The sequence below is a fragment of the Streptomyces sp. NPDC104106 genome (assembly GCF_055584345.1).
The window spans coordinates 339,996-360,886 of record NZ_JBVJMF010000001.1 but is presented as its reverse complement, the minus strand read 5'-3'; the positions used below and the strand labels follow the sequence as shown (position 1 = coordinate 360,886).

Genomic DNA, 20,891 nt, shown 5'->3' with positions numbered 1-20,891 from the left:
CGGCGGGCTCCGCCGGCCCCGACGACAACGGGTGAGGGGCGACCACCTCCAGGTGGTCGCCCCTCATTCTTTCCCGCCTTCTCAGCTCCGCTGCTCCGACGGCCGGCCGAGGTTCGGCCGGGCCGCGCGCACCCGCGCCGTGAGCGCCGACCAGCGGGCCGAGACGGCCCACAGCACCCGCACCGACGAGCGCGGCAGGAACCGCGCCCGCAGCCGCGCACCCGTACCCACCGCGCCGCGCAGCCCCTCGATCGCCCGGCGCACATCCTGCGCGGCACCCGCCGCCGGGCGCGGCCGCGGCGCGTACAGCACCTGCTCCACCGCGTCCGCGACCCGGTGCACCGCGGCACCGGCCGCCGGGTCCAACTCGCCGAGCCGGACGATGCGGTCGGCCGCACCGCGCGGCGTCAGCGACTCGTCCGGTGTGACGCCGTAGTCCCAGGCGCTGTCCGTCAGCTCCCGCCAGGCCGCCAGGATGTGCGCCGCCCCGCCCTCCTCGGTCCGGGCGTGGGCCCCGAGCCGCGCCGCGCGCACCCGCGCCCGCCACAGCAACGGCGACAGCGGAACGGCGAGTACCACGAGCGCCGCCAGCCCGGTCAGCACCGCCCACCACGGGCCCGCGTCCCCACCCCCGGTGTGCGGGGCGGCCACCGCGGACGCCGAGTCGCAGCCCTGGAGCTTGATCAGCTGGGGGGTGCAGCTCTGGCTCGGCGAGGCCGCCGTCGACGGCGCCGAGGACGTCCCGCGCGAGGGCAGGCCCTGGTCGGGCAGCGAGGTGCCGGGCGTGTCCGACACCGTGTACGACGGTGTGGTGCCCCGGGTCGGGGTCGGCTCGAAGCGGGTCCAGCCCACGCCCTCGAAGTACAGCTCCGGCCAGGCGTGCGCGTCCCTCTGAGTCACCGCGACCGTGCCGTCCGCCTGCGCGGTGCCCGGGGCGAAGCCCACCGCCACCCGGGCCGGGATGCCGAGGGTGCGGGCCATCGCCGCCATGGCGAAGGAGAAGTGGACGCAGAAGCCCTGCTTCTTCTTCAGGAAGGTCGCGATGGCGTTCGGCCCCCGGCCGACCTCCACCTGGGTGTCGTACTGGAAGCCGCCCGTGACCGCGAAGTAGTCCTGGAGCTTGACCGCTTCCTCGTAGTGGTTGCGCGCGCCCGCGGTGATCTGCTTCGCCGTCTGCGCCACCACCTTCGGCACCGACGACGGCACCTGGGTGTACGCGCGCTCCAGGGCCGCGGGCGGCTCCGGCGCGGCGGCCAGCTGATCGGCGGTCGGCTGCACGTCCAGGCTGCTCACCTGGTACGTCTCACCGCGGGTGTTCTGGCCGTGGTCACCGACGAGGGTCATGCCGACCGGCTCGTAGCGCCAGCGGCCTGCGATCTTCACTCCGCTCGGCGGGTACGGCATCGGCAGCCAGTCCTGGGCGTACCAGTCCGCCGCCGAGATCGTCGTCGTCACCGTACCCCGCTTGACGTACGGGCTCAGGCCGATGGGCGTCGGGAACGTGTCCGGCACCCCGACGATGTGCCGCTGGGCGGGCTTCCAGGTGGTGCCGTCGAAGTCGTCCAGGGAGACGATCCGCAGATACAGGTCCGACAGGTCGTCCGAGCTGGTCTTCACGGACAGCACCTGGCGGTCGTTGTTCGTGTTGAGACTGTCGCGCAGTGACACCAGCGGGTTGACCGCAGAGATCGTGCCCCCGTCGCCGTTGCCCTCACCCACGCCGGTGCCCGCGGCGGCCAGCAGGCCGCCGCTCATCGCGGGCAGGGCGAGCGGCACCAGCAGGGCCACGCCCAGCGCGACCGCGCCGATCCGGCGCCCGGTGCGCACCGGCGCGACCGCGCCGCCGCCCGGGACCGCCCCGGGGGAGCGGGGGCCGCCGCCGAAGACCCGGCCCCACTGCGCGAGGCGCTCGCGGCCCTCGGCGAGCAGCAGCATCAGATAGCCGGCCGCCGCCACCAGGAACCACAGCCAGTCGGCCCCGCCGTGGGACAGTCCCGCAGCCACCGAGTACAGCGCGAGCAGCGGCAGCCCGGCCGGGGCCGCGCTGCGGAAGGTCACCGCGAGGGTGTCCACCAGCAGACCGATGACCAGGACACCCCCGATCAGCATCAGCTTGATGCCGCCGGTGAGCGGCGCCGGTATCGCGTAGTCGCTGACGTCGGTGGAGCCCTGCTGGAGCAGGTCGGCGAGGTACCGGAAGGTGCCGGGGCCGGGGATCAGCCCGAAAAGCGCGTGCTGCCGGGCGAAGACCACCGTCAGCATGAGCAGTGTGGCCAGCGCCTGCGCGGCCACGGTCAGCGGCCGGCCCAGCGGCACCCGGCGGGCCGCCGCGCCGACCCCGCTCTGCACGGCCACCAGCGGCACCAGCTGCAGCAGCCAGGTCGGTTCGGCCACCAGCGGCAGCAGCGCGCAGGAGGCCATCAGCGTGGCCGCCGCGGCGCTCAGCGCCAGTCGTGCCCGCCCGCTCATCCCGCCGCCTCCCCGCTCACCCCGGCCAGCCCCGAACGCTCCCGGTCGGCCTGCTGCCACAGGGCGTTCAGCGAGCCCCCGCGCGGCACGCTCAACGCCGTCCAGCCCGCCTCGCGCAGCATGCGCAGCCGCTCGCTGTGCCGGGCGCCGGGGCGCGGCACGTCGGTCGCCTCCCGGGTCCAGGTGTCCGGGTCGAGCACGAAGGCGACGGCGCCGCCGGTACGCCGGCTCATCTTGGCGACCGTCGCGGCCTGCTCCTCGTCCAGGTCGCCCAGGAAGGCCACCAGCAGCCCCTCGTTGCCGCCGCGCAGCACGTCGTACGCGCGGGACAGGCCGGTGCCGTCGGAGTGGTCGACCACCGCGAGGGTGTCCATCATCAGCCCGGCCGCGTCCGCCGTCTCCGCGCCGCTGCCCGCGAAGCCGTCACCGCCCTCGCCGGGCACCGCGCTGCCGGTGTCGGTCAGCAGCCGTACCGAGAAGCCGCGTTCGAGCATGTGCACCAGCACCGAGGCGGTGCCGGAGACGGCCCACTCGAAGGCCGAGTCGGGGCCCGCGCCCTCGTAGGCGCCGCCCCGGGTGTCCAGCAGGACGGTGCAGCGTGAGCGCCGGGGCTGCTCCTCGCGGCGGACCATCAGCTCGCCGTAGCGCGCGGTGGAGCGCCAGTGCACCCGGCGCAGGTCGTCGCCGTAGCGGTAGCCGCGCGGGATCGCGTCGTCCTCGCCCGCCAGGGCCAGCGAGCGCTGCCGCCCGTCACCGTAGCCCTTGGCCTCGCCGCTGAAGCGGACCGGGGCGAGCGGCTCCACGCGCGGGACGACCGTGAGCGTGTCGAACGCCGCGAAGGAGCGGGTCAGTTCGCACATCCCGAAGGGGTCGGTGAGCCGCAGCTGGAGCGGGCCCAGCGGATAGCGGCCGCGCAGGTCGGAGCGGACGCGGTAGGACACCTCGCGGCGGCCGCCCGGCTCCACGCGGTCCAGCACGAACCGGGGGCGCGGCCCGAGGACGTAGGGCACCCGGTCCTGGAGCATCAGCAGGCCGGTGGGCAGCCGGGAGACGTTGTCCATCCGCAGGTGCACCCGGGCCTCGCTGCCGGCCGGCACGCGCCCGGGGGCGAGCCGGCGGGTGCCGGCCACCCGGTAGCGCGTGCGGTACAGGACGGTCGCGCAGAGCAGGGGCAGTACGGCGAGCAGCAGGCCGACCCGGAGCAGATCGCTCTGGCCCAGCACGTACGCGCAGATCGCGGCGGCGATCCCGGCCGCGAGGAAGGAGCGGCCGCGGGTCGTCAGCCCCGCAAGGGCCGTACGGACCCCGCCCGTCTCCCCGTGGTCGCCCTCCGCCTGCCCGGTCCCCCCGGCGCTCATCACAGGCTCCGCGGGGGCTGCTGGGGATAGGCCGGGACGGAGCGGCCCAGGCCGCCGAGGCCGCCTTGCAGGCCCTGCGCCGCGGGCACCGGGGTGTGCTGGAGGATCTCCCGCACGACCTGCTCGGCCGTACGGCGGCCCAGCTGGGCCTGGGCCGTGGGCAGCAGACGGTGGGCGAGGACGGCGACGGCGAGCGCCTGGACGTCGTCCGGCAGCGCGTACTCCCGCCCGGCCAGGGCGGCGGTCGCCTTCGCCGCGCGCAGCAGGTGCAGCGTCGCGCGCGGGGAGGCGCCGAGTCTGAGGTCGGGGTGGGTGCGGGTGGCGGCGACCAGCTCCACGGCGTAGCGCCGCACCGGCTCGGAGACGTGCACCCCGCGCACCGCCTCGACCAGCTTGACGACATCGTGCGCGTGCGCCACCGGCTGCATGTCATCCAGCGGGCTCACCCCGCCGTGGACGTCGAGCATCTGCAGTTCGGCCTCCACGCTCGGGTAGCCGACGGAGACGCGGGCCATGAAGCGGTCGCGCTGGGCCTCGGGCAGCGGGTAGGTGCCCTCCATCTCGACCGGGTTCTGCGTGGCCACCACCATGAAGGGGCTGGGCAGTTCGTAGGTCTGCCCGTCGATGGTGACCTGGCGCTCCTCCATGGACTCCAGCAGCGCCGACTGGGTCTTGGGCGAGGCGCGGTTGATCTCGTCGCCGATCACGATCTGCGCGAAGATGGCGCCCGGCTTGAACTCGAAGTCCCGGCGCTGCTGGTCCCAGATGGACACGCCCGTGATGTCCGAGGGCAGCAGGTCGGGCGTGAACTGGATGCGCCGCACCGAGCAGTCGATGGACCGCGCGAGCGCCTTGGCGAGCATCGTCTTGCCCACTCCGGGGACGTCCTCGATCAGCAGATGGCCCTCGGCGAGCAGCACGGTCAGCGCGAGCCGTACGACCTCGGGTTTGCCCTCGATCACACCCTCCACCGAACCGCGCACCCGCTCCACCGTGGCGGTCAGATCAGTGAGGCTCTGTCGATCGTCATAGGTCGTCACCCGGCCCTCCTCGGCCCGTTCTTTCCGGGCCGGCGCTGCGTGCGAAACCGGCCCACCCCGAAACACGGACACCACGCGGGAAAAGTTCCGCGTGCCGTCACACCCCGCATTCTTGCTGCCGTTACCGATTCGTGTCACTCGCCTGTGGACAACTGCCCGCACGATGTCGGTCTTACGGCTCTTTCGACCCTGTTTCGGCACAAGGACGGCGAAGAAGGCGCCGGGCTTTCCGGGGCGGCCGGCCGGTCGGGCCCGGTCAGGCGGGGTCGACCTCGCGCAGCAGGCCCGTGCGCACGTCGAACACGAAGCCGCGCACGTCGTCGGTGTGCACCAGGAACGGCGAGGTGCGCACGCGCTGCATGGACTGGCGCACGTCCTGGTCGACGTCCCGGAAGGCCTCCACCGCCCACGCCGGGCGCTGGCCCACCTCCATCTCCAGGTCGTGGCGGAAGTCCTCGGTGAGGGACTCCATGCCGCATCCGGTGTGGTGGATGAGCACGACGCTGCGGGTGCCGAGCGCGCGCTGGCTGATGGTCAGCGAGCGGATCACGTCGTCGGTGACGACGCCGCCCGCGTTGCGGATGGTGTGGCAGTCGCCGAGCTGCAGGCCGAGCGCCTTGTGCAGGTCGAGACGGGCGTCCATACAGGCCACGACCGCGACGTTGAGGACGGGGCGCGCGTCCATGCCGGGGTCGGTGAACTCGGCGGCGTACCGCTGGTTGGCCTCCACCAGACGGTCGGTCACCCGCCCGCCCGTGCTTATGGCGCCTTCGGATCCAGTGTGAGCTGCTGCGGAAGTCGTCATACTCATGACGTTACTGGTCACCCCTGGTCTCGGCCCGCTGTGAGAGCGGACAAAGAACGCCATGGTGGCTTGTTGTGAGCTAACCCACACGGACCGCGAAACATGTCCGAACGGGTGAAACCCCTCGCATTGCGGGGTCGGCAGCGATGCGGTACGCGACGCGCAGGCCGGTTGATTGACCGCGAGACACCGTGGACTAAAGTGACGCGAAGCGGGAGACGCGGCTCTCTCCGCTGGTGAAAACCCAGGAGACCCCGGCGAACATCCGGACCGTCTCCCCACGTGCGCGGCGCGTACGTACGGCTCGGCCTCCTCCCGCTCCCGGTCGGCTGACGCTTCCGGCGCCGGCGGGCCTTCCTCCTCACGAGCAGGACAGGGCCCTGCGGTGCGGCACGGCCGGCGGATCTGAGAGGCCCCCTTGAGCCAGAGTCGACACGTCCCGGTGATGCTCCAGCGGTGCCTGGATCTGCTGGCGCCCGCCCTGGAGCGGCCGGGAGCGGTGGTCGTCGACTGCACCCTCGGCCTCGGCGGCCACAGCGAGGCGCTGCTGACCCGCTTCCCCGAGGCCCGGCTGATCGGCCTCGACCGGGACAAGGAGGCTCTGCGGCTGTCCGGTGAGCGGCTCGCGCCCTTCGGCGAGCGCGCCACCCTCGTGCACGCCGTGTACGACGAACTGCCCGATGTCCTGAGCCGGCTCGGCATCGCGCGCGTGCAGGGCGTCCTGTTCGACCTGGGCGTCTCCTCCATGCAACTGGACGAGGCCGACCGCGGCTTCGCCTACGCCCAGGACGCGCCCTTGGACATGCGCATGGACCAGACGACCGGCGTCAGCGCCGCCGAGGTGCTCAACACCTACCCGCCGGGCGAACTCGTGCGCATCCTGCGCGCGTACGGCGAGGAGAAGCAGGCCAGGCGGATCGTGGCCGCGATCGTCCGCGAGCGCGAGAAGGAGCCGTTCACCAACAGCGCCCGGCTCGTGGAGCTGATCCGCGACGCCCTGCCGCAGGCCGCCAAGCGCACCGGCGGCAACCCGGCCAAGCGCACCTTCCAGGCGCTGCGCATCGAGGTCAACGGCGAACTGTCCGTCCTTGAGCGGGCGATCCCGGCCGCGGTGAAGGCCCTCGACGTCGGCGGGCGCGTCGCCGTGCTGTCGTACCACTCGCTGGAGGACCGGCTGGTGAAGCAGGTGTTCGCGGCCGGTGCCGCGTCCACCGCGCCGCCCGGCCTGCCGGTCGTGCCCGAGCGCTACCAGCCGCGGCTCAAGCTGCTCACCCGGGGTGCCGAACTTCCCACCGAGGAAGAGGTCGCCGAGAACCGCCGGGCCGCGCCGGCCAGGCTGCGCGGCGCCGAGCGCATCAGGGAGGACGAGTGAGCGAGACGGGTCGGTTGGATTCCCGGACCCACCAGGACGGTCGATTGGATTCCCGAACTCACCGGGGGGAGCAGTGAGGAGGAAGCCCGAACTGAGGGGGCGTGCGGCGCGGCTCGCCCGGCTCATCCCGGCCGGCCGCGCCCGGGCGGCCCGTACCCCGTTCGTCCTCCTCGTCGTCCTCCTCCTCGGCGGTGGCCTCATCGGACTGCTGGTGCTGAACTCCGCCCTCAGCGAAGGCGCCTTCGAACTCGCCGACCTCCAGAAGCGGACCAAGAGCCTCACCGACGAGGAACAGGCCCTCCAGCGGGACATCGACGCCTACTCCTCACCGGACGCCCTCCAGCGCCGCGCCCGTGAACTCGGCATGGTCCCCGGCGGCGACCCGGCCTTCCTCAACCCCGACGGCACGGTCAAGGGCGTCCCGAGCGCCGCCACCCCGGAGTCGGCCGCCTTCGCCGAACCGAGGGCCCCCGAGGTCATGACCCCGGGCGCCGCCTCGCTGCCCCCGGCCACCTCCCTGCCGCCGACCGGCCCGGCCCCCGCGGCTCCGCAGATCTTCCCTCTGAGCACCCCGGGCATCCCCGCCCCCTCGCTGCCGTCGGCAGCGGTACCCCCGCCCCCCAGCCCCCAGCTCGCCTCCACCCCGACCCCCGGCAGGTGACGGAAGTGTCCGACAGGCAACCGCCGCGCCGTCGTGTGCCCGGTCCCGCCAGGCCGGCCCGGACCGGGAGCGCCGTGCGGCGGCAGGCCGGCCCCGATGCCCGGCCGGCGCGCCGGCCCAGCGGCGCGCGGCCCCCCGCTCAGCGCCCGCTCCGGCTCGGCAGTCCGCGGCCCCGGCTGCGCCTGGTCAGCCTCACCCTGACCCTGGTGCTGATGGCCTTCGTCGTACGGCTGTTCCAGGTCCAGGCCGTCGACGCGAGCACCTACTCGGCCCGGGCCGACGTGAACCGGTACGTCGTGCACACCCTGGCCGCCGAGCGCGGCGGGATCACCGACCGCAACGGCGTGGCCCTGGCCGTCAGCGAGGACGCGTACGACATCACGGCCGACCCGACGATGTTCAGCCCCGGGCAGCTGAAGATCGACGACGGTCCGGAGCAGGCCGCCGCACTGCTCGCGCCGATCCTCGGGCAGGACCAGGCCACGCTCGTGAAGAAGCTGCGGCCCGCCAACAGGAAGTCCCGCTACACCCGGCTCGCCACCCGGCAGACCCCGCAGGTCTGGAAGCAGATCAAGGACCTCAGGAGCGCCCTCGCCAAGAAGGCGGAGAAGGACAAGAACAGCGTCAACGTGCTCGCGGGCGTCTTCGCCGACCCCAGCAGCCAGCGCGTGTACCCCAACGGCGATCTCGCCGCCGGGATACTGGGCTGGGTCAACGCCGACGGCCAGGGTGCCGGCGGCATCGAGCAGGAGCTGAACAAGCAGCTGGCGGGCAAGGACGGTGAGATCCGCTACGCCCAGGCCGGCGGGCGCGAGGTGCCCACCGCGGGATCGACGCAGACGCCCGCCGTACCCGGCTCCGACGTCGAGCTGACCATCGACCGCGACATCCAGTGGGCCGCGCAGAACGCCATCACCGAGCAGGTGCAGAAGTCCAAGGCCGACCGCGGCTACGTCGTCGTCCAGGACACCCGCACCGGGCAGATCCTCGCCATGGCCGACGCACCCGGCTTCGATCCCAACGACCTGTCCAAGGCGGACCCCGCCGCCATGGGCAACGCGGCGATGCAGGACGCCTTCGAACCCGGCTCCACGGCGAAGGTGATGTCCATGGCGGCCGTGCTCGAGGAGAACGCGGCCACCCCGCTGACCCACGTCGTCGTACCGAACCGCCTGCACCGCGGCGACCGGCTCTTCTCCGACGACGTCGACCACGGCACCTGGTACCTCACGCTGAACGGCGTCCTCGCCAAGTCGAGCAACATCGGCACCATCCTGGCCACCGGCCAGCTCGGCAAGACGCAAGCGGAGGCCGACAAGGTCCTCTACTCGTACCTGCGCAAGTTCGGCATCGGCGGCTACACCGGGCTCGGCTTCCCCGGCGAGACACCGGGCATCCTCGCGCCGTACCAGAAGTGGTCCACTTCGCAGCAGTACACGATTCCTTTCGGCCAGGGCTTCTCGATCAACGCGATGCAGGCCGCCTCCGTGTACTCGACCATCGCCAACGGCGGAGTGCGCGTCGAACCGACCCTGGTGCGCGGCGCGAAGGGCGCCGACGGGCGCTTCACCCCGGCGCCCAAGCCCAAGGAGACCCGCGTCGTCAGCGAGAAGACGGCGAAGGCGCTCGCCCAGATGCTGGAGTCCGTCGTGGACGACGAGCAGGGCACCGGCATCAAGGCCCGCATCCCCGGCTACAACGTCGCGGGCAAGACCGGTACGGCCAACCGTGTGGATCCGGCCACCGGCAAGTACCACGGCTACACCTCGTCGTTCGCCGGCTTCGCACCCGCGGACAACCCCCGCATCACCGTCTACTGCGCCATCCAGAACGCCACCTCCGGCAGCTACTTCGGCGGCCAGATCTGCGGACCCATCTACAAGCAGGTGATGGAGTTCGCTCTCAAGACCCTCCAGGTCCCGCCGACCGGAGCGCCGGCCGCCAACCTGCCCGTCGACTACAAGCCCTGATCGGCACCGGAACACCAGGAACCAGCCCGTGACAACGATCACCCCCGATCCCGGGAACCACAGCACGTCCGGGGCCTCGCTTCGCCCCGGAGCGGGTGCGCCCGGTACGCTCACCGCCGTGCCACACGCTGATCAGTCCCAAACCACCCAGAAGGGCGCTTCCGTGACATATCCGGGACCGCCGCGACCGGTCGAGGTCTCCGCCACACCCCTCGCGGAACTGGCCGATCAGCTGGGTGCCGCCGCCCCGGACGCCGCCGCCGAGATCACGGGGATCACCCATGACTCGCGCGCCGTCCGCCCCGGCGACCTGTACGCCGCCCTCCCGGGCGCCCGCCTGCACGGCGCCGACTTCGTCACCCAGGCCGCCGGTCTCGGCGCGGCCGCCGTGCTCACCGACCCGACCGGCGCCGAGCGCGCCGCCGCGACCGGACTGCCGGTCCTGGTCGTCGAGGACCCGCGCGCGCGGATGGGCGAACTGGCGGCGACGATCTACGGCCGGCCGGGCCGCGACCTGCTCCAGATCGGCATCACCGGCACCTCCGGCAAGACCACCACCGCCTACCTGGTCGAGGGGGGCTTGCGCACCGCGAAGTCCACCGGTCTCGTCGGCACCGTCGAGATGCGCATCGGTGACGAGCGCATCAAGTCCGAGCGCACCACCCCCGAGGCCACCGACCTCCAGGCCCTGTTCGCCGTCATGCGCGAACGCGGTGTCGAGGCGGTAGCCATGGAGGTCTCCAGTCACGCGCTGGTACTCGGCCGGGTCGACGGCTGCGTCTTCGACATCGCCGTGTTCACGAACCTCAGCCCGGAACACATGGAGTTCCACTCCGGCATGGAGGACTACTTCCGGGCCAAGGCGCAGCTGTTCACGCCCGCCCGCAGCAGGCTCGGGGTCGTCAACGCCGACGACGAGTACGGCCGCCGGCTCGCGAAGGAGGCCACCGTCCCGGTCGTCACCTTCTCCGCCGAGGGCCACCCCGACGCCGACTGGCGTGCCGAGGACGTCCAGGTCGGCCCGATGGACTCGACGTTCACCGTCGTCGGCCCGAACGGCGAGCGGATCCACGCCCGCTCGCCCATCGCCGGCCCCTTCAACGTGGCGAACACCCTCGCCGCCGTCGTCGCCCTCGCCGCCGCCGGTCTCGACCCGCAGGGCGCCGCCGACGGCATCGCCGCCGTACCGGGCGTCCCCGGCCGCCTGGAGCGCGTGGACGCCGGGCAGCCCTACCTCGCGGTCGTCGACTACGCCCACAAGACCGACGCGGTCGAGTCCGTGCTCAAGGCGCTGCGCAAGGTCACCAAGGGACGGCTGCACGTCGTCCTCGGCTGCGGCGGCGACCGCGACCGGACCAAGCGCGCCCCGATGGGCGCCGCCGCGGCCCGGCTCGCCGACACGGCCGTACTGACCTCCGACAACCCCCGCTCCGAGGACCCGCTCGCGATCCTCGCGACCATGCTCCAGGGCGCGGCCGGTGTGCCCGCGCACGAGCGCGGCGAGGTGCTCCTCTTCGAGGACCGGGCCGCCGCCATCGAGGCCGCCGTCGGCCGTGCCGCCCCCGGCGACACCGTGCTGGTCGCGGGCAAGGGTCACGAGCAGGGCCAGGACATCGCCGGTGTGGTCCGTCCCTTCGACGACCGCCAGGTGCTCCGCGAAGCCATCCAGAAGACCCAGGGATGAAAATCCAGAAGACCCAGGGGATGAACTTGTGATCGCCCTCTCCCTCGCCGAGATCGTAAGCGTCGTCGGCGGGCAGACGCACGACATACCGGATCCGTCGGTCCAGGTCACGGGCCCGGTCGTCCGGGACTCCCGCGAGGTGGTCCCCGGCAGCCTGTTCGTCGCCTTCGTCGGCGAGCGCGTGGACGGCCACGACTTCGCCGCGCAGGTCGTCGAGGCGGGCGCGGTCGCCGTACTGGCGTCGCGCCCGGTCGGCGTGCCCGCGATCGTGGTCGAGGACGTGCAGAGCGCCCTCGGCGCCCTCGCCCGGCACGTCGTACGCCGGCTCGGCGCGACCCTCGTCGCCCTGACCGGCTCCGCGGGCAAGACCAGCACCAAGGACCTGATCGCCCAGGTGCTCCGGCGCAAGGCCCCGACGGTGTTCACGCCCGGCTCGCTCAACAACGAGATCGGGCTGCCGCTGACCGCCCTGTCCGCCACCGAGGAGACCCGGTTCCTCGTACTGGAGATGGGCGCCCGCGGCATCGGGCACATCCGCTACCTGGCCGGTCTCACCCCGCCGAGGATCGGCCTCGTCCTCAACGTCGGCACCGCCCACATCGGCGAGTTCGGCGGCCGCGAGCAGATCGCCGAGGCCAAGGGCGAACTCGTCGAGGCGCTCCCCGAGGACGGCGCGGCGATCCTCAACGCCGACGACCCGCTGGTGCGCGCCATGGCCGCCCGTACCAAGGCGAAGGTGGTCCTTTTCGGAGAGTCGGCCGAAGCGGACGTACGCGCCGAGAACGTGCGACTCACGGACAGCGGACGCCCTTCCTTCAGGCTTCACACACCCTCCGGTGCATGTGATGTGACCATGCGCCTGTACGGTGAGCACCACGTGTCGAACGCGCTCGCCGCGGCCGCCGTCGCCCATGAGCTGGGCATGTCCGCGGAAGAGATCGCCACCGCGCTCTCCGAGGCGGGCTCCCTCTCCCGCTGGCGCATGGAGGTCACCGAGCGCCCGGACGGCGTGACCATCGTCAACGACGCCTACAACGCCAACCCCGAGTCCATGCGGGCCGCCCTGCGGGCGCTCGCGGCCATGGGCAGGGGGCGGCGCACCTGGGCGGTGCTCGGCAAGATGGCCGAGCTGGGGGACGAGGCGCTCGCCGAGCACGACGCCGTCGGACGGCTCGCCGTCCGGCTCAACGTCAGCAAGCTCGTCGCCGTCGGGGGGATTGAGGCCTCCTGGCTGCAACTGGGCGCATATAACGAGGGTTCGTGGGGTGAGGAGTCGGTGCACGTGTCCGACGCACAGGCGGCGATCGACCTGTTGCGCAGCGAGTTGCGCCCGGGGGACGTCGTACTCGTGAAGGCGTCCCGTTCGGTGGGGCTGGAGAGCGTGGCCCAGGCGCTGCTCGAGGCCGGTGCCGAGGGCGAGGTTGCCGCCCGATGATGAAGCAGATCCTGTTCTCAGGAGTCATTGGCCTCTTCCTGACGCTGATCGGCACCCCGCTGCTGATCAAGCTCCTCGCCCGCAAGGGCTACGGCCAGTACATCCGTGACGACGGCCCGCGCGAGCACGCCAGCAAGCGCGGTACGCCGACCATGGGCGGTATCGCCTTCATCCTGGCGACGATCGCCGCGTACTTCCTGAGCAAGCTCATCACCGGTTACCCGCCCACCTACTCCGGCCTGCTGGTCCTCGGCCTGATGTCCGGCATGGGCCTGGTCGGCTTCCTCGACGACTACATCAAGATCGTCAAGCGGCGTTCGCTGGGCCTGCGCGCCAAGGCGAAGATGGCCGGCCAGCTGATCGTCGGCATCGCCTTCGCCGTGCTGTCGCTCCAGTTCGCCGACGCGCGCGGCAACACCCCGGCCTCCACCAAGCTGTCGTTCATCACGGACTTCGGCTGGACGATCGGCCCGGTGCTGTTCGTCGTCTGGGCGCTGTTCATGATCCTCGCGATGTCGAACGGCGTGAACCTCACCGACGGTCTGGACGGCCTCGCCACCGGCGCCTCCGTGCTCGTCTTCGGCGCCTACACCTTCATCGGCGTCTGGCAGTTCCAGGAGTCCTGCGCCAACGCGCAGACCCTGACCAACCCGGCCGCCTGCTACGAGGTGCGCGACCCGCTCGACCTCGCCGTGATCGCCTCCGCGCTGATGGGCGCCTGCCTGGGCTTCCTGTGGTGGAACACCTCGCCGGCGAAGATCTTCATGGGCGACACCGGCTCGCTCGCCCTCGGCGGTGTGCTCACCGGACTGGCCATCCTCTCCCGCACGGAGCTGCTGCTGGCCATCATGGGCGGCCTGTTCGTCCTCATCACCATGTCGGTCGTCATCCAGGTCGGCTCCTTCCGGCTCACCGGCAAGCGCGTCTTCCGGATGGCACCGCTCCAGCACCACTTCGAACTCAAGGGCTGGTCCGAAGTCCTGGTGGTGGTCCGATTCTGGATCATCCAGGGCATCTGTGTGATCGTCGGACTGGGCCTCTTCTACGCAGGATGGGCAGCGGACAAGTGACCTCCACCTCGGAGCCCTTCGACTTCCAGGGCATGCACGTCACCGTCGCCGGACTCGGTGTCTCCGGCGTCCCGGCGGCCAAGGTGCTGCACGCGCGCGGGGCCGTCGTCACGGTCGTCAACGACGGCGACGACGCACGCGCGCGTGAGCAGGCCGCCGCACTCCGGGCGCTCGGCATCACCGTGCGCCTCGGCGACGGGGCGACCCTGCCGGAGGGCACCGAGCTGATCGTCACCACGCCCGGCTGGCGGCCGGACAAGCCGCTGTTCCTCGCCGCCGAGCGGGCCGGCGTGCCCGTGTGGGGCGACGTCGAGCTGGCCTGGCGCCTGCGCGGTCCCGACGCCGCCCCCTGGCTGGCGGTCACGGGCACCAACGGCAAGACCACCACCGTGCGGATGCTCGCCTCCATCCTCACCGCCGCGGGCCTGCGCACGGCCGCCGTCGGCAACATCGGCGTCTCCCTGTTGGACGTGGTCCTCGGCGAGGAGGAGTACGACGTCCTCGCCGTCGAGCTGTCCAGCTACCAGCTGCACTGGTCGCCGTCCCTGCGCGCCCACTCCGCCGCCGTGCTGAACCTCGCGCCGGACCACCTCGACTGGCACGGCTCCATGGAGGCGTACGCGCGGGACAAGGGCCGTATCTACGAGGGCAATCGGGTCGCCTGCGTCTACAACGTCGCGGACAAGGCCACCGAGGACCTGGTCCGCGAGGCCGACGTCGAGGAGGGCTGCCGGGCCGTCGGGTTCACCCTCGGCGCCCCGGCCCCCTCCCAACTCGGTGTCGTGGACGGCATCCTCGTGGACCGCGCCTTCGTCGAGAACCGGCACAAGAACGCGCAGGAGCTGGCCGAGGTCCGGGACGTCAACCCGCCGGCGCCGCACAACATCGCCAACGCCCTTGCCGCGGCGGCCCTCGCGCGCGCCTTCGGGGTGCCCGCCACGGCCGTGCGCGACGGCCTGCGCGCCTTCCGCCCCGACGCCCACCGCATCGAGCACGTCGCCGACCTCGACGGCGTCGCGTACGTGGACGACTCCAAGGCCACCAACACCCATGCAGCCGAAGCCAGTTTGGCGGCATATGAACCGATCGTATGGATTGCGGGCGGTCTGGCGAAGGGCGCGACCTTCGACGAGCTGGTCGCCACCTCGGCGAAGCGGCTGCGCGCGGCGGTCCTCATCGGCGCCGACCGTGCGCTGATCCGCGACGCCCTCGCGCGACACGCCCCGGAAGTACCCGTCGTCGACCTCGACCGGACCGACACTGGGGCGATGCTCCAGGCGGTGACGGAAGCGAAGCGGCTTGCCCAGCCCGGTGACACGGTGCTCCTTGCCCCGGCCTGCGCCTCCATGGACATGTTCACCAACTACAACCAGCGCGGTGACGCGTTCGCGGCAGCGGTCCGCGAACTCGGCGCGGGCGCCTGACGGCGGGTCTCGGCCACCTGGGGTGCTTCGGGACCCTTGGAGGGACACGTGAGGCGAAAGTGGCTCGGGTTTGGCCGACGGGTGCGAGGAGCTGGTGATGCCCAGTAGCCGTGCGGGCCGTCCACCGGTTCAGCGCGCGGCCAGGAGGCCCTCGGCCCCCCGGCTGCCGCGCGAGAACCCGTTCCAACGGTTCTCCACGCGCGCGCGCAAGGCCTGGGACCGGCCGCTGACCGCCTACTACCTGATCGTCGGCGGCAGTCTGCTGATCACCGTGCTCGGTCTGGTGATGGTCTACTCGGCCTCCCAGATCACCGCCCTGCAGATGTCCCTGCCGGGCTCCTACTTCTTCCGCAAGCAGCTGCTGGCCGCGGTGATCGGCGGTGTCCTGCTGCTGGTGGCCTCCCGGATGCCGGTGAAGCTGCACCGGGCGCTGGCGTACCCGATCCTCGCCGGCGCCGTCTTCCTGATGGTCCTGGTGCAGGTGCCCGGGATAGGGATGTCGGTCAACGGCAACCAGAACTGGATCTCGCTCGGCGGCTCCTTCCAGATCCAGCCCAGCGAGTTCGGCAAACTGGCCCTGGTGCTGTGGGGCGCGGACCTGATCGCGCGCAAGCAGGAGAAGAAGCTGCTCACGCAGTGGAAGCACATGCTGGTACCGCTGGTGCCGGTCGCCTTCCTGCTGCTCGGGCTGATCATGCTCGGCGGCGACATGGGTACGACGATCATCCTGACGGCGATCCTGTTCGGGCTGCTGTGGCTCGCGGGGGCGCCGACCCGGCTGTTCTCCGGGGTGCTGTCCGTCGCGTTCGTCCTCGCCGCCATCGCCATCGAGACCAGCCCGCACCGCCTGAACCGGCTCAGCTGCATCGCCGCCACCGACCCCGGCCCGAACGACATGTGCTGGCAGGGCGCGCACGGCATCTACGCCCTCGCCTCCGGCGGACTCTTCGGCTCCGGTCTCGGCGCAAGTGTGGAAAAATGGGGCCAACTGCCGGAAGCGCACACCGACTTCATCTTCGCGGTCACCGGTGAGGAGCTGGGTCTCGCGGGGACGCTGTCGGTGCTCGCCCTGTTCGCGGCTCTAGGCTATGCGGGTATCCGCGTGGCCGGACGCACGGAGGACCCCTTCGTGAGGTACGCCGCGGGAGGCGTGACCACCTGGATCACCGCTCAGGCGGTGATCAACATCGGTGCGGTGCTCGGTCTGCTGCCGATCGCCGGCGTCCCCCTCCCGCTGTTCTCCTACGGGGGGTCCGCCCTGCTGCCGACCATGTTCGCCATCGGGCTGCTGATCGCCTTCGCGCGCGATGAGCCCGCTGCGCGGGCGGCGCTTGCGATGCGGCAACCTCGCTTTGGTAGAAAGCGGGGGACTGGGGGCTCTGCCCGGACCAAGCAGCCGGCCGGATCCCCCCGGAGATGGAACACGATGCGACGGCGTGCCTCGGCGGCGCGCTCGTCCGGAGAGCGGTGAATTTCGGTGCATGTCGTACTCGCCGGTGGGGGGACCGCCGGCCACATCGAGCCCGCGCTCGCCCTCGCGGACGCCCTGCGCAGGCAGGACCCGACCGTGGGGATCACGGCCCTGGGCACGGAGCGCGGCCTGGAGACCCGGCTCGTCCCCGAGCGGGGCTATGAGCTGGCGCTGATCCCGGCCGTGCCGCTGCCCCGAAAGCCCACGCCCGAGCTGATCACCGTCCCGGGCCGGCTGCGCGGCACGATCAAGGCCGCCGAGCAGATCCTGGAGCGCACCAAGGCGGACGCGGTGGTGGGTTTCGGCGGCTATGTCGCCCTGCCCGGCTATCTGGCCGCCAAGCGCCTCGGCGTGCCGATCGTGATCCACGAGGCCAACGCCCGTCCCGGCCTGGCCAACAAGATCGGCTCGCGGTACGCGGCCCGGGTCGCCGTCTCCACTCCGGACAGCAAGCTGCGTGACGCGCGCTACATCGGCATCCCGCTGCGCCGCTCCATCGCCACCCTGGACCGGGCCGCCGCGCGCCCCGAGGCCCGCCACCGCTTCGGGCTCGACCCCAACCTGCCCACGCTGCTGGTCTCCGGCGGCTCGCAGGGTGCCCGCCGCCTCAACGAGGTCGTCCAGCAGGTCGCGCCCTGGCTCCAGCAGGCCGGCATCCAGATCCTGCACGCGGTCGGCCCGAAGAACGAACTGCCGCAGGTGCACCAGATGCCGGGAATGCCCCCCTATATCCCGGTAAGTTACCTGGACCGGATGGACCTCGCGTACGCCGCGGCCGACATGATGCTCTGCCGCGCGGGCGCGATGACCGTCGCCGAACTCTCCGCCGTCGGACTGCCGGCCGCCTACGTCCCGCTGCCCATCGGCAACGGCGAACAGCGGCTCAACGCCCAGCCGGTGGTGAAGGCGGGCGGCGGCCTCCTCGTGGACGACGCGGAACTGACTCCGGAGTGGGTGCAGCAGAACGTCCTGCCCGTACTCGCCGATCCGCACCGGCTGTACGAGATGTCGCGCGCGGCAAGCGAGTTCGGCCGCCGGGACGCCGACGAGCTGCTCGTCGGCATGGTGTACGAGGCGATCGCCTCGCGCCGTTAGGACCGTATGACGAAAGGGCAGTGAGCGTGGCCGGACCGACGACCGCCGAGCGCGGGAAACGCCAGCAGGGGTCGTCCGGCCCGTCGCCCGCCCGGCGGCTGAGAAGACCGCGCCTTCGTACGATCGTCATCCCGGCGATCCTCGTGGTGCTCCTCGGCTCCGCTTCCGTCTGGGTGTTGTACGGCTCGCCCTGGCTGCGTGTCGAGCACGTCTCGGTCTCCGGCACCCGGGTTCTCACCTCCGCCGAGGTGCTCGACGCGGCGGCCGTACCGGTCGGGGCGCCGATGATTTCCGTCGACACGGACGGAATCGAGGCCAGACTTCGCCGGAAATTGCCCCGAATTGGCACGGTTGACGTGGTGCGTGCCTGGCCCGGCGGAATCGGCCTGAAAGTGGTCGAGCGCACTCCGGTGCTGCTTGTCCGAAATGGCCGGAACTTCGACGAAGTCGACGGCCAAGGTGTCCGATTCGCCACCGTTTCCCAGGCGCCGAAAGCCGTTCCGGTTCTGGAACTCTCCCTGTCCCGTACGGGTTCCACGGGCGCCAGCCTCAGGCGCTTCGGCACCGACCGGCTCGTGCGCGAGGCGGTCGGGATCGCCGGCGACCTGCCGTCCGCCGTCGCCAGGAACACCCGGACCGTCCAAGTCCGTTCCTACGACGACATCTCGCTGGAGCTGGGTGGCGGGCGCTCGGTGGCGTGGGGGAGCGGCGAGAGCGGCGCCGCCAAGGCGCGGGCCCTCACAGCTCTCATGAAAGCAGCTCCCGGCGCGCGGCACTTCGATGTCAGCGTTCCCACCGCCCCTGCGTCATCAGGGAGTTGACGCACATCAGCGCAGGCCAGCACCCTGGTTGGGCACTGCTACGGCTGATCACATAGGGTGAAAAGAAAAACGGGAGGTTCGGCGTGTTCGTTGAACGGGCGCCACTTGTCGACTTAGTGTCCTGTTCAGAAGACTTCAGGGAACAGGCACACTGGTAACCCTAAACTTCAGGGTTAGGGTTCGGGTCGGCGCTACGGACCGTCCCATTCGGCATCTGCCGTCCCGGCGCGGGGCACCGCACGGTGACGGCAACGTAATTCGAGGCGAGAGGCCTTCGACGTGGCAGCACCGCAGAACTACCTCGCAGTCATCAAGGTCATCGGTGTCGGCGGCGGTGGTGTCAATGCCATCAACCGGATGATCGAGGTCGGTCTCAAGGGCGTCGAGTTCATCGCCATCAACACCGACGCGCAGGCGCTGTTGATGAGCGACGCCGACGTCAAGCTCGACGTCGGCCGTGAACTCACCCGCGGACTCGGCGCCGGCGCCAACCCGGCGGTCGGCCGCAAGGCCGCCGAGGACCACCGTGAGGAGATCGAGGAGGTCCTCAAGGGGGCCGACATGGTCTTCGTGACGGCCGGTGAAGGCGGCGGCACCGGCACCGGCGGCGCGCCCGTCGTGGCCAACATCGCGCGCTCGCTCGGCGCCCTCACCATCGGCGTGGTCACGCGCCCGTTCACCTTCGAGGGACGGCGCCGCGCGAACCAGGCCGAGGACGGCATCGCCGAACTGCGCGAAGAGGTCGACACCCTCATCGTCATCCCCAACGACCGGCTGCTGTCCATCTCGGACCGCCAGGTCTCGGTCCTGGACGCCTTCAAGTCCGCCGACCAGGTCCTGCTCTCCGGTGTCCAGGGCATCACCGACCTCATCACCACCCCCGGTCTGATCAACCTCGACTTCGCCGACGTCAAGTCGGTCATGTCCGAGGCCGGTTCGGCCCTCATGGGCATCGGCTCGGCCCGCGGCGACGACCGCGCGGTGGCCGCGGCCGAGATGGCGATCTCCTCGCCGCTGCTGGAGGCGTCCATCGACGGCGCCCGCGGCGTCCTCCTGTCCATCTCCGGCGGCTCCGACCTGGGCCTGTTCGAGATCAACGAGGCCGCCCAGCTGGTCAGCGAGGCCGCCCACCCCGAGGCCAACATCATCTTCGGCGCGGTCATCGACGACGCCCTCGGCGACGAGGTCCGGGTCACCGTGATCGCGGCCGGCTTCGACGGCGGACAGCCCCCGGCCCGCCGGGACACCGTCATCGGCTCGGCCTCGGCGTCGACGTCCAGCCGCCGCGACGAGCCCAGCGCGGTACGGCAGTCCGAGCCCAGCCGGCCGACCTTCGGCTCGCTCGGCAGCGTGACGCCGAAGGAGGAGCCGGAGCCGCTGCCCGAGCCGGTGGCCGACATCCCGCCCGCCCCGCCGGTCACGCCGGCGCCCCGCACGTACGCGGACAGTGCGGCCGAGGAACTGGACGTACCGGACTTCCTCAAGTGATAGGACGGCGCGAGAGCGTGAGCGGCGCGCACTTCGCCTTCACCGACCGGTGGGGCGGGGTGAGCGCCGCTCCGTATGAGGAGCTGAACCTCGGCGGCGCGGTCGGCGACGACCCGGAGGCCGTACGGACCAACCGGGACGTCGCCGCCAAGTCGCTCGGCCTTGCGCCCGACCGGGTCGTCTGGATGAACCAGGTGCACGGCGCCGATGTGGCCGTCGTGGACGCGCCGTGGGGCGAGCGCGCCGTACCGGAGGTCGACGCGCTCGTCACCGCCCGCCGCGGGCTCGCCCTCGCCGTCCTCACCGCCGACTGCGTGCCGGTCCTGCTGGCCGACCCCGTCGCCGGGGTCGTCGCGGCGGCCCACGCGGGCCGGCCCGGCATGGTCGAGGGCGTCGTCCCCGCCACCGTAAGGGCCATGGCCGAACTCGGCGCCGAGCCGGGCCGGATCGTCGCCCGCACCGGACCGGCCGTGTGCGGCCGGTGCTACGAGGTGCCGGAGGTGATGCGCGCCGAGGTGGCGGCGGTCGAGCCGGCGGCGCACGCGGAGACGAGCTGGGGCACACCGGCGGTCGACGTGAGCGCCGGAGTGCACGCGCAGCTCGACCGGCTCGGGGTGCGCGACCGGGCGCAGGCGCCGGAGTGCACGCTGGAGTCGGGGGACCACTTCTCATACCGCCGCGACCGCACCACCGGGCGGCTCGCGGGCTACGTCTGGCTGGACTGATGG

16 protein-coding genes are annotated in these 20,891 nt (G+C 72.0%); 12 read left to right on the top strand and 4 right to left on the bottom strand.

Going from position 1 to position 20,891, the window contains the following annotated elements; genetic code table 11:
* Positions 1–81: 81 nt before the first annotated feature.
* The 4 genes from ACZ60X_RS01685 to ACZ60X_RS01670 form a co-directional block, all read right to left on the bottom strand.
* Positions 82–2,469: a transglutaminase TgpA family protein gene (locus ACZ60X_RS01685; RefSeq protein WP_469592183.1), complete on the bottom strand. Its 2,388-nt coding sequence runs from the start codon at positions 2,467–2,469 to the stop codon at positions 82–84.
* Positions 2,466–3,827 carry a DUF58 domain-containing protein gene (locus ACZ60X_RS01680; RefSeq protein WP_469592182.1) on the bottom strand — a complete coding sequence of 454 codons (1,362 nt, stop codon included), beginning with the start codon at positions 3,825–3,827 and terminating at the stop codon, positions 2,466–2,468. The genes ACZ60X_RS01685 and ACZ60X_RS01680 overlap by 4 nt, the downstream gene beginning before the upstream one ends.
* On the bottom strand, positions 3,827–4,867 hold the full coding sequence (locus ACZ60X_RS01675; RefSeq protein ID WP_469592181.1) for an AAA family ATPase: 1,041 nt from the start codon (positions 4,865–4,867) through the stop codon (positions 3,827–3,829). The genes ACZ60X_RS01680 and ACZ60X_RS01675 overlap by 1 nt, the downstream gene beginning before the upstream one ends.
* A 256-nt stretch (positions 4,868–5,123) precedes the next feature.
* Positions 5,124–5,672 (bottom strand): beta-class carbonic anhydrase, encoded by a 549-nt coding sequence (locus ACZ60X_RS01670; protein WP_469592180.1) that lies wholly within the window; start codon positions 5,670–5,672, stop codon positions 5,124–5,126.
* A gap of 418 nt (positions 5,673–6,090) precedes the next feature.
* Here ACZ60X_RS01670 and rsmH point away from each other — a divergent pair, with 418 nt between their 5' ends.
* From rsmH to pgeF, 12 genes are all read left to right on the top strand, one after another.
* Positions 6,091–7,044, top strand: coding sequence for a 16S rRNA (cytosine(1402)-N(4))-methyltransferase RsmH (rsmH, locus tag ACZ60X_RS01665; RefSeq protein ID WP_469592179.1), 954 nt, complete (start codon positions 6,091–6,093; stop codon positions 7,042–7,044).
* A 73-nt stretch (positions 7,045–7,117) separates the two neighbouring features.
* Complete coding sequence (gene ftsL, locus ACZ60X_RS01660) at positions 7,118–7,705, top strand: cell division protein FtsL (RefSeq protein WP_469592178.1); 588 nt, start codon at positions 7,118–7,120, stop codon at positions 7,703–7,705.
* 5 nt (positions 7,706–7,710) lie between these two features.
* On the top strand, positions 7,711–9,675 hold the full coding sequence (locus ACZ60X_RS01655; RefSeq protein WP_469592177.1) for a peptidoglycan D,D-transpeptidase FtsI family protein: 1,965 nt from the start codon (positions 7,711–7,713) through the stop codon (positions 9,673–9,675).
* Positions 9,676–9,838: 163 nt separating this feature from the next.
* A complete protein-coding gene (locus ACZ60X_RS01650) occupies positions 9,839–11,359 on the top strand; it encodes a UDP-N-acetylmuramoyl-L-alanyl-D-glutamate--2,6-diaminopimelate ligase (RefSeq protein ID WP_469592176.1) in 1,521 nt (506 codons plus the stop codon).
* Positions 11,360–11,387: 28 nt separating this feature from the next.
* The gene (locus tag ACZ60X_RS01645; RefSeq protein ID WP_469592175.1) at positions 11,388–12,794 is read left to right on the top strand and encodes a UDP-N-acetylmuramoyl-tripeptide--D-alanyl-D-alanine ligase; all 1,407 of its coding nucleotides are present in this window, start codon (positions 11,388–11,390) and stop codon (positions 12,792–12,794) included.
* Positions 12,791–13,864, top strand: a complete 1,074-nt coding sequence (mraY, locus tag ACZ60X_RS01640) for a phospho-N-acetylmuramoyl-pentapeptide-transferase (protein WP_469592174.1) — start codon at positions 12,791–12,793, stop codon at positions 13,862–13,864. The genes ACZ60X_RS01645 and mraY overlap by 4 nt, the downstream gene beginning before the upstream one ends.
* The gene (gene murD / locus ACZ60X_RS01635; RefSeq protein ID WP_469592173.1) at positions 13,846–15,288 is read left to right on the top strand and encodes a UDP-N-acetylmuramoyl-L-alanine--D-glutamate ligase; all 1,443 of its coding nucleotides are present in this window, start codon (positions 13,846–13,848) and stop codon (positions 15,286–15,288) included. Before mraY ends, murD begins: the two co-directional genes overlap by 19 nt.
* Positions 15,289–15,385: 97 nt before the next feature.
* Entirely contained in the window at positions 15,386–16,759 is a 1,374-nt protein-coding gene (ftsW, locus tag ACZ60X_RS01630) for a putative lipid II flippase FtsW (RefSeq protein WP_469592172.1), read from the top strand.
* A gap of 6 nt (positions 16,760–16,765) precedes the next feature.
* Positions 16,766–17,854, top strand: coding sequence for an undecaprenyldiphospho-muramoylpentapeptide beta-N-acetylglucosaminyltransferase (gene murG / locus ACZ60X_RS01625; RefSeq protein WP_228622718.1), 1,089 nt, complete (start codon positions 16,766–16,768; stop codon positions 17,852–17,854).
* A gap of 26 nt (positions 17,855–17,880) precedes the next feature.
* A complete protein-coding gene (locus tag ACZ60X_RS01620) occupies positions 17,881–18,675 on the top strand; it encodes a cell division protein FtsQ/DivIB (RefSeq protein ID WP_469592171.1) in 795 nt (264 codons plus the stop codon).
* A gap of 279 nt (positions 18,676–18,954) precedes the next feature.
* A complete protein-coding gene (gene ftsZ / locus ACZ60X_RS01615) occupies positions 18,955–20,163 on the top strand; it encodes a cell division protein FtsZ (RefSeq protein WP_469592170.1) in 1,209 nt (402 codons plus the stop codon).
* On the top strand, positions 20,160–20,888 hold the full coding sequence (gene pgeF / locus ACZ60X_RS01610) for a peptidoglycan editing factor PgeF (RefSeq protein WP_469592169.1): 729 nt from the start codon (positions 20,160–20,162) through the stop codon (positions 20,886–20,888). The genes ftsZ and pgeF overlap by 4 nt, the downstream gene beginning before the upstream one ends.
* Positions 20,889–20,891: the final 3 nt, after the last annotated feature.

Bases quoted from the DNA above. Each gene is read 5' to 3' on its own strand.
- ACZ60X_RS01685 (WP_469592183.1), bottom strand. From the start codon at position 2,469: ATGAGCGGGCGGGCACGACTGGCGCTGAGCGCCGCGGCGGCCACGCTG.
- ACZ60X_RS01680 (WP_469592182.1), bottom strand. From the start codon at position 3,827: ATGAGCGCCGGGGGGACCGGGCAGGCGGAGGGCGACCACGGGGAGACG.
- ACZ60X_RS01670 (WP_469592180.1), bottom strand. From the start codon at position 5,672: ATGACGACTTCCGCAGCAGCTCACACTGGATCCGAAGGCGCCATAAGC.
- mraY (WP_469592174.1), top strand. From the start codon at position 12,791: ATGATGAAGCAGATCCTGTTCTCAGGAGTCATTGGCCTCTTCCTGACG.
- murD (WP_469592173.1), top strand. From the start codon at position 13,846: ATGGGCAGCGGACAAGTGACCTCCACCTCGGAGCCCTTCGACTTCCAG.
- ftsW (WP_469592172.1), top strand. From the start codon at position 15,386: ATGCCCAGTAGCCGTGCGGGCCGTCCACCGGTTCAGCGCGCGGCCAGG.